11 protein-coding genes are annotated in these 7,273 nt (G+C 66.1%); 4 read left to right on the top strand and 7 right to left on the bottom strand.

Going from position 1 to position 7,273, the window contains the following annotated elements:
* Window positions 1-318: 318 nt before the first annotated feature.
* Genes rpsN through rpmB form a run of 3 tightly spaced genes read right to left on the bottom strand, consistent with a single transcriptional unit; the run spans window position 319 to window position 1,032 of the window.
* Window positions 319-624, bottom strand: a complete 306-nt coding sequence (gene rpsN, locus AB4Y86_RS08185) for a 30S ribosomal protein S14 (RefSeq protein ID WP_441401754.1) — start codon at window positions 622-624, stop codon at window positions 319-321.
* A gap of 4 nt (window positions 625-628) precedes the next feature.
* The gene (gene rpmG, locus AB4Y86_RS08180) at window positions 629-796 is read right to left on the bottom strand and encodes a 50S ribosomal protein L33 (RefSeq protein ID WP_013602737.1); all 168 of its coding nucleotides are present in this window, start codon (window positions 794-796) and stop codon (window positions 629-631) included.
* Window positions 796-1,032 (bottom strand): 50S ribosomal protein L28, encoded by a 237-nt coding sequence (gene rpmB, locus AB4Y86_RS08175; protein WP_011693744.1) that lies wholly within the window; start codon window positions 1,030-1,032, stop codon window positions 796-798. The genes rpmG and rpmB overlap by 1 nt, the downstream gene beginning before the upstream one ends.
* A gap of 474 nt (window positions 1,033-1,506) precedes the next feature.
* On the opposite strand from rpmB, the gene AB4Y86_RS08170 reads away from it, so the two are divergent.
* The 3 genes from AB4Y86_RS08170 to AB4Y86_RS08160 are packed head-to-tail and all read left to right on the top strand — an operon-like array spanning window position 1,507 to window position 4,275.
* A complete protein-coding gene (locus AB4Y86_RS08170) occupies window positions 1,507-2,949 on the top strand; it encodes a ferredoxin reductase family protein (RefSeq protein ID WP_441401751.1) in 1,443 nt (480 codons plus the stop codon).
* Window positions 2,946-3,485: an FMN-binding protein gene (locus AB4Y86_RS08165; RefSeq protein WP_441401749.1), complete on the top strand. Its 540-nt coding sequence runs from the start codon at window positions 2,946-2,948 to the stop codon at window positions 3,483-3,485. The genes AB4Y86_RS08170 and AB4Y86_RS08165 overlap by 4 nt, the downstream gene beginning before the upstream one ends.
* Window positions 3,469-4,275, top strand: a complete 807-nt coding sequence (locus AB4Y86_RS08160; RefSeq protein ID WP_441401747.1) for an FAD:protein FMN transferase — start codon at window positions 3,469-3,471, stop codon at window positions 4,273-4,275. The genes AB4Y86_RS08165 and AB4Y86_RS08160 overlap by 17 nt, the downstream gene beginning before the upstream one ends.
* Before the next feature lie 41 nt (window positions 4,276-4,316).
* On the opposite strand, the gene AB4Y86_RS08155 is transcribed toward AB4Y86_RS08160, so the two are convergent.
* Together AB4Y86_RS08155 and AB4Y86_RS08150 are read right to left on the bottom strand one after the other, a co-directional pair.
* Window positions 4,317-5,078 (bottom strand): SGNH/GDSL hydrolase family protein, encoded by a 762-nt coding sequence (locus tag AB4Y86_RS08155; RefSeq protein ID WP_441401745.1) that lies wholly within the window; start codon window positions 5,076-5,078, stop codon window positions 4,317-4,319.
* 111 nt (window positions 5,079-5,189) lie between these two features.
* Window positions 5,190-5,684, bottom strand: coding sequence for a MarR family winged helix-turn-helix transcriptional regulator (locus AB4Y86_RS08150; RefSeq protein WP_441401743.1), 495 nt, complete (start codon window positions 5,682-5,684; stop codon window positions 5,190-5,192).
* 102 nt (window positions 5,685-5,786) lie between these two features.
* Between AB4Y86_RS08150 and AB4Y86_RS08145 the strand changes: the two genes are divergently transcribed.
* On the top strand, window positions 5,787-6,074 hold the full coding sequence (locus AB4Y86_RS08145) for a YciI family protein (protein WP_441401741.1): 288 nt from the start codon (window positions 5,787-5,789) through the stop codon (window positions 6,072-6,074).
* Between the two features lies 1 nt (window position 6,075).
* Here the strand turns inward: AB4Y86_RS08145 and AB4Y86_RS08140 are convergent, their stop codons facing one another.
* Both AB4Y86_RS08140 and AB4Y86_RS08135 read right to left on the bottom strand, forming a co-directional pair.
* Window positions 6,076-6,900 carry an SGNH/GDSL hydrolase family protein gene (locus AB4Y86_RS08140; protein ID WP_441401739.1) on the bottom strand — a complete coding sequence of 275 codons (825 nt, stop codon included), beginning with the start codon at window positions 6,898-6,900 and terminating at the stop codon, window positions 6,076-6,078.
* A 93-nt stretch (window positions 6,901-6,993) separates the two neighbouring features.
* Window positions 6,994-7,273: hypothetical protein (locus AB4Y86_RS08135; RefSeq protein ID WP_441401737.1), on the bottom strand; the 280-nt coding region annotated here is incomplete at its 5' end.

Raw genomic sequence — 7,273 nt, 5'->3', positions numbered from 1 at the left:
CCCACAAATCGGCCCCCACCGATACCCCCACCCACCAAAAACCCCGGAAACACAAGGAAACCAGCCCCCAATGCGTGCCTGAGAGGGCAGATTTCTGGCATCCGGGCCGCAAGTGGACGGTGTGCGCTCCGTCACCGTCGTCGTCCGCGCAGGCGAGCGGTGGCTGGCGGGGCCGCAGGCGGCCACGTCCGAACCGGGTTAGCCGCAGGCGGCCCCAACCGAGCCGGGTCCAAGCGAAGACCGGGTTAAATGCGAAAAGGGCCGGCAACCAATTGGTTGCCGGCCCTTGATCAAGCCGCTGGCTTCAGGGGTGCTGAATTACCAGGAAGACTTCGTGATGCCCGGGAGCTCACCGCGGTGAGCCATGTCGCGGAAGCGAACACGGGAGATACCGAACTTCTGGAACGTGCCGCGGGGGCGGCCGTCGATGATGTCGCGGTTACGCAGGCGGRCCGGCGAGGCGTTGCGGGGCAGCTTCTGCAAGCCAAGGCGGGCAGCTTCGCGTGCTTCGTCGGTTGAGTTGGGGTCAACCAGAGCCTTCTTCAGTTCGAGGCGCTTTGCAGCGTAACGCTCGACGATGACTTTACGCTGTTCGTTCTTAGCGATCATTGACTTCTTAGCCATGTGTTTAGCGCTCCTCTCGGAATTCGACGTGCTGGCGGATTTTGGGATCGTACTTCTTCAGGACCATGCGGTCCGGATCGTTACGACGGTTCTTGCGCGTCACGTAGGTGTAACCCGTGCCCGCGGTCGACTTGAGCTTGATGATCGGACGTACGTCCTTGTCCTTTGCCACTAGAGCTTCACTCCTCGTGCCAGGATGGCGGCGACGACTACGTCGATGCCACGTACGTCGATGGTCTTGATGCCACGTGCAGAGACCTGCAGGGTGACGTTACGGCGCAGGGACGGAACCCAGTAGCGCTTCTTCTGGATGTTCGGGTCGAACCGGCGCTTGTTGCGACGGTGCGAGTGCGAAATGCTGTGTCCAAAGCCCGGCTCGGCTCCGGTCACCTGGCAGTGTGCTGCCATGACGACTCTCCTCATGAAAATAAAATGAAACGGCTGCAGAGTTCCCACATAACCGTGCGACAGGCAGCGTCCGCATCCAGCCCCCACCTGCGATCCGCAGTCTTCCGACAACCGGCTTAGCCAGTTGCAGTCCTCACTGCGGCGAAGATTGTGGGTCACGGGCACCGGGCCGAGATTTCCGGGGGAAATCACCGCGGCGTGCCGGGATGCTGGGCGAATACAGGAGTGCACGCAACTTGAGCCCCTAACTACCGGCCACCGGGACTGCCCGATTTCTCAGACCTTTCCGCCAACCGGAGCAATTGCACACGCTCCGCGCCACCTAGCGCCCACCAAGTCTACGGGCTCGGCCAATTAAAGACCAATTCTGGCCCGACGGCGTGGTAGTGCACGCGGTCCGGTCCGCCGGCAAGTCTTATGCGGGGCGCAGTTCTTTCACAGCAAAATGATAGGCAATGGGCAGACTCTGGATACATGAACACATCAACCCAGACTGCCTTGCAGCCCGCGGTCCGGCGGGCGCCGGTCTCCCGGAACCCGTTCGAGGGACAGCACCGCAGTCGGATGCTCAAAGCAGACCTCCTCACCGTAATCGCCTGGGCATCACTGGCGGCGGCCGTGGCGTTGTGGCTGGCCGACGGCGGAGCCGCTGGCTTCTCGAGCGTGGCCGGAGCTTTCGATGCGGTGGGGATCGTGGCCGGGTTGGCCGGCATGGACTTGGTGCTGCTCATGCTGCTCCTGGCAGCGCGCCTTCCGATCATCGACGGTGCGGTCGGACATGACCGAGCCCTCGAGTTCCACCGCAAACTCGGCAAGCCATCCCTGTACCTCCTGCTGGCCCACGGCGTTCTGCTCGCGGTCGGCTATGGGATGGCCGAGGGACTTGATCCGGTCAGCGAAACGGTGTCGCTTTGGAACAACGTTTCGGACATGTGGCTCGCCTATGTCTCGATGGCACTGTTCATCGCCGTCGTCGTCACCTCCCTGGTGGCCGTCCGCCGTCGTTTTCCCTATGAGTTTTGGTACGTCGTTCACCTGCTCACCTATGCCGCGGTGCTGACGTCCCTGCCTCACCAGTTCAGCGTCGGTGGACTCTTCGCCGAGGGTACCTGGCAACGCTGGTATTGGCTCGCGGTGTGCATCTTCACGGGGGCAGCGCTCCTGCACTACCGGGTCCTTGAGCCGATCGTTGCTACCTTCCGGCACCAGTTGCGGGTCAGTCGTGTGGTGGCCGTGAGCCAAGGCGTGGTCAGCATCGAAATGGCCGGCCGGCACCTCGACGAGCTCGCCGGCAGCGGCGGCCGTTTCTTTATCTGGCGCTTCCTCGCCCCCGGGCAGTGGTGGCACCCGCATCCGTTCAGCCTCTCCGCGGAGCCGATGCAGATCGACGCCGACGGCGGGGGCCGGCTGCGGATCACGGTCCGCAATCTCGGCAGGGGGTCGGCGCAGCTGGCCCGGCTGAAGCCCGGCACCCGGGTGGCTGTCGAAGGACCCTACGGGCTGTTCAGCACCGCGTCGCGCAGCCGCAAGCACGTAGTGATGATTGGTGCGGGCATCGGCATCACCCCGATCCGCGCCCTGCTGGAGAGCACTCCGTTCGCACCGGGCGACGCGACGGTGATACTCCGCGGCCACAGCGCTTCCGGACTCTACCTCGGCCAGGAAATCCTCGATCTATGCCACCGCCGAGGTGCCACACTATTCCACCTGACCGGCCGCCGCCCCCGCGGCGCACAGACCTGGTTGCCGGAGAGCGAGGCACGCGCCGGCTACAAGCTGGCCAGCTACGCACCAGATCTCGCCAACTCGGACGTCTACGTCTGCGGGCCCGCCGGCTGGGCACAAAACGTCCTCCACGACGCACGCCGAGCCGGCGTGCGGGAAGAGCAACTCCACTACGAAAGGTTCGACTGGTGAGAATTCGCGCAGTAGTTTCAGCAACCCTGGCCTCGGTCGGCATCCTCGTGGTCGGCTGGCAGTCGGGAACCCACGCTCCCACTACGGCCAGCGCGGTTGGCATCTCGGCTGGCACCAATGGCGCCGGATCTACCGGCAGTGGTTCCGGCACCTCGGGCTCGAGCGGTGTGGCCGGCAGCTCGGCCTCAGGATCGACCGGAACTTCAAGTTCGACTGGGTCAACCGGGTCAACCGGGACGACCGGCGCGGCGGCCGCGGCCGGCGGCACCTTCGCCGGTTCCGTCGTGCAGACCCGCTTCGGCCCGGTCCAGGTGCAGATCAGCGTCGGCAGCGGCAAGATCTCGGAAGTCAGCGCCCTGCAACTGACAAATGAAGATCGCAGGTCGGTGCAGATCAGCAACTACGCCGCCCCGGTGCTGCGCTCCGAGGTCCTCCAGGCCCAGTCGGCCAACGTGCAGACCGTCAGCGGGGCCACCGTCACCAGTTCCGCCTACCTGACCTCACTCCAGTCGGCTCTCGATGCAGCCCACCTCTGAGCTCGGCCGGCCTGAGCTCAAGGCCCAGACCTTCCACTCCATGGGCACGGTGGTCAGTCTCACCGTCCCCGCCGGAACCGAGCACTGGACCGCGGCAGCCGCTGCCTCGCTGGCGGCCGCGACCGACGTCGTCGAACAGCTGTTCCTGGAACTTGACGCCCGATTCAGCCTCTACCGGCACGGGTCCGAGGCCAGCCGACTGGCGCGCGGGGAGCTTTCGCTGCGCGAGGCGTCGCAGGACTTCCGGGACCGCTACGCCGAAGCAGCCGAATGGCGGCTGCTGACCGAGGGCGCGTTCACTCCGGAACGGCCGGACGGCGTGCCGGACCTGTCCGGGCTGGTGAAGGGCTTCGCGATCAAGGAAGCCGGGGCCGCTCTGCAGTCACTGGGACTCGACGACTGGTGCCTGAACGCCGGCGGCGATGTGCTGGTCGCAGGTTCGCCCATTATGGGCAGTCGTGCCCGGTGGCAGGCCGGCATCGTTGATCCGCAGCACCGCAAGACCCTGATCGCTGCCTACCCGCTGGGCGGCGGCACCGGCGCCCGTGCGCTCGCCACCTCCGGCTCCGCTGAACGCGGCGACCACATCTGGACCAGCAACACAGGAATCAGTGAATTCCTCCAGGTTTCGGTGGCCGCGGCCGACGTTGTCACCGCAGATGTGCTCGCCACGGCAATCGTGGCCGGCGGCGTGCCGATGCTCAACCGTGCGACGAGCGGCTGGGACGTTGAGGTACTCGCCATCCGGAACGACGGCGGCATCCTCGCCACGGCGGGGTTCCGGGGCTAGGCTCGCCCCGCGCCTGCCTGTTGCTGCTCCTTGCTCCGGGCTTAGAGGCGCGTGAGCTGAGGATACCGCGGCGAGAGCCCGTCGCCGGAGGACTTGCCCGTGACCCGGCGGACCACCCAGGGTCCGGCGAATTCGCGCACCCAGCGGGCGTTCGCGCGGATCGCCTCGGAGCGGCTGAGTTCCGGAACCGGCGTCATCGGGGGCACCTCGATCGAGTGCTCGTGCTCCAGCACTTCAAGGACGCGCTTGGCCATGTTGGCGTGCCCGGCTGCCGACATGTGCATGCGGTCGGTCGCCCACATGCCCCAGTCGTAGTACTCCGTGAACCGCCAATAGTCCACCAGCAGGGCATCGTGGTCCCCCGCAATGCCGCGGACCAATTCGTTGTAGATGGCGGTGCGGCCGCGCGTGGTCCCGAAGACCTTGGAGCCGCGGGCGTCGAATCCGGTGAACAGCACCACGGTGGCGCCGGTAGCTTTCAGCTTGCGGATCCCGGCGTCGTAGTCCGCCAGCAGGTTATCGATGTCCACCTTGGGGCGCAGGATGTCGTTCGCGCCGGCATAGATGGTCACGAGGGTCGGGTTCAGCGCGACGGCGGCGTCCACCTGCTCGGCCAGGATCTGGCGGAGCTTCCGTCCGCGGATGGCGAGGTTGGCGTAGCCGAAGCCCGGGTCCGCTGCGCCCAGCTGCTCGGCCACGCGGTCCGCCCAGCCGCGGACGCCGTTGGGGCGGCTCTGGTCGTCGTCGCCGACGCCCTCTGTGAAGGAGTCTCCAAGAGCAACGTAGCGGGCTGTGAAATCCATGGAGACAGTCTGCCACCTGTTGCTGAGAGCAACCAAGACGCCCAAGTGGCTCGCAATTGTTGCCGTTATGACGCCTCAAAACGGCAACTACTGCCAGGCAGTTGGGTGGGGTCAGGCGGGCGGAGGCGTGATGTCGCGCAGGATCCAGTGGCCGGCGTCGAGCCTGGACACGATCTTTTCGCCGATCCGGGCCATCATCGCGACGTCATCGGGATCCAGAGCGTCGAGGAACAGCGTGCGGACGGCCTCCACATGCCCGGGCGCGAGTCCCTCTATGGTGGTCATGCCGGCGTCGGTGAGGTGGGCGGTGGTGACCCGGGCGTCGCCGGGGTGCGGCCGCCGCTCGAGCCACCCACGGTTCTGGAGCTTGGTGACCACGTGCGAGAGCCTGGACAGCGAGGCGCTGGTGCGCGCCGCCAGTTCGCTCATGGGCAGGTACCGGCCCTCCGCCTCGGAGAGCATGGCCAGGACGTTGTAGTCGAATAGCGAGAGTTTGCCGGCCGCATGCAATTGCGTGTCAAGCGCGGCGGGCAGCAGCGTGTTGATGCTCAGTTGGGCCAGCCAGGCACGGCGTTCGTCGGCGGTGAGCCAGCGCGGTTCGGTCATGGCTCTATTCTAGGAGCCTCGATGCTTGACGGTTCAACGTCGGCGCGGGCCGGGCGTCAGCCGAGCCGCCTGCGGGCCCTCGGCAAGCGGTAGGCTGACGCTATGTACGTAGTCTCCCTGACCTACAAGGTGCCCGAAGAGATAGTCGAGTTCCACCTGTCGGCGCACGTCGCCTGGTTGCAGGACGCCTTCGACAGCGGTGTCTTCATGGTGGCAGGGCGCAAAATCCCGCGCACCGGTGCGCTCCTGCTGTCCAACGCGGACCGCTCCGATTTGGACGCCGCACTGGTCAAGGACCCCTTCTACGTCAACGGTGTGGCCGATTACGACGTCGAGGAGTTCCACGCGAGCCGCGTCGCGCCCGGCTACGAAAACCTGCAGGACAGTTAGCTCAGCCGGGCAGCAGCTTTTTCAGCCCGCCCTTGCGAGGGACCTTAACGGGTTCCGGCCAGCGCGGAGTGAGCTCGTCCCCCAGCGTGACACCGCGCAACTTGCGGCCGAAGAGGGGAAGCACCCAATCGTGCACCCAGCGGCGCTGCCGCCGCTCCCACTCCCGGAGACCCAGCCTGACGGGCGGCTCCCAGTCCTTGGGACTGATGTTGTGCGGTACGCCCAGATGGTCCAGGACCTGCGCGGCGAGATATTTGTGGCCCGCCTTGGACATGTGCAACCGGTCCGAGTCCCACATCCGGGGGTCGTGGAAGGCATCGAAGCACCAGTAGTCCACGAGCACCGCGCCGTACCAGTCAGCCAGCTCCCGGACGCGGCGGTTGTAGAGGTTGTTGCGCCTCTTCAGCGGCTCGAGCAATACCGAAACCTTAACGTCGAAGCCGGTGAACAGGACCACGGTGGCGCCGGTGGCGCTAAGTTTCGCCACGAGGTGTTCGTAATCGTCCATCAAGTCTTCGATGTCCGTGCCGAAGTCCAGGATGTCGTTCCCGCCGGCGTACAGGGTGACCAGGGTCGGTTCCATGGCGAGCGCAGGCTCCAGCTGCTCAGCAATGATGTGCCGTAGCCGCTTGCTGCGGATGGCCAGATTGGCGTACTCCCACCCGGGTTCTGCCTTCGCCAGCTTCTCGGCCACCCGGTCGGCCCAGCCCCGGACTCCGTTGGGAAGCCTCGTGCTCCGGTCCCCCACGCCCTCCGTGAACGAGTCCCCCAGGGCAACGTAAACTCGCCGCCCGTTGGGGCCCGGATTCAAAAGGTTCTCGGCCACCTGTCCACGCTAACCAGCCCAGCAGACCAGAAGGGAACGGCGGGGTGAACACACGGGGCGCGACGTGCAGCCCGCACCGCCGCGGACGATGGGTTAGCGCAGGACGATGTCGACCGGGTTGGCCTCGGACCGCCATTTCCCCTCCGAACCGGGGCCCGGCGCGATCACCGGGGCCGTGAGGACGCCGGAGCGGTTGGTGCGCTTGTCCCGGAGGATCTCGGTAACCGAGCCAAGGTGGCGGGACAGGTCGATCACGTTTTCCGGTGCGGCCAGCAGCAGCTGGAAGCCGAACTCGTGCAGCGCCTTGATGCCGGCGCCGGCGAACTCCTCCGACGCCAGCACAAAGGCCTCGTCCATCATCACGGTGCCGCCG

The organism is Arthrobacter sp. 2YAF22_2 (assembly GCF_052114645.1).
GTDB lineage: Bacteria > Actinomycetota > Actinomycetes > Actinomycetales > Micrococcaceae > Arthrobacter.
Note: the sequence above shows the minus strand (reverse complement) of the source record. Positions and strands in the feature narration are given on the sequence as shown.

Coding starts and splice junctions, on each gene's coding strand:
- rpmB (WP_011693744.1), bottom strand. CDS start 1,032: ATGGCAGCACACTGCCAGGTGACCGGAGCCGAGCCGGGCTTTGGACAC.
- AB4Y86_RS08170 (WP_441401751.1), top strand. CDS start 1,507: ATGAACACATCAACCCAGACTGCCTTGCAGCCCGCGGTCCGGCGGGCG.
- AB4Y86_RS08160 (WP_441401747.1), top strand. CDS start 3,469: ATGCAGCCCACCTCTGAGCTCGGCCGGCCTGAGCTCAAGGCCCAGACC.
- AB4Y86_RS08155 (WP_441401745.1), bottom strand. CDS start 5,078: ATGGATTTCACAGCCCGCTACGTTGCTCTTGGAGACTCCTTCACAGAG.
- AB4Y86_RS08150 (WP_441401743.1), bottom strand. CDS start 5,684: ATGACCGAACCGCGCTGGCTCACCGCCGACGAACGCCGTGCCTGGCTG.
- AB4Y86_RS08145 (WP_441401741.1), top strand. CDS start 5,787: ATGTACGTAGTCTCCCTGACCTACAAGGTGCCCGAAGAGATAGTCGAG.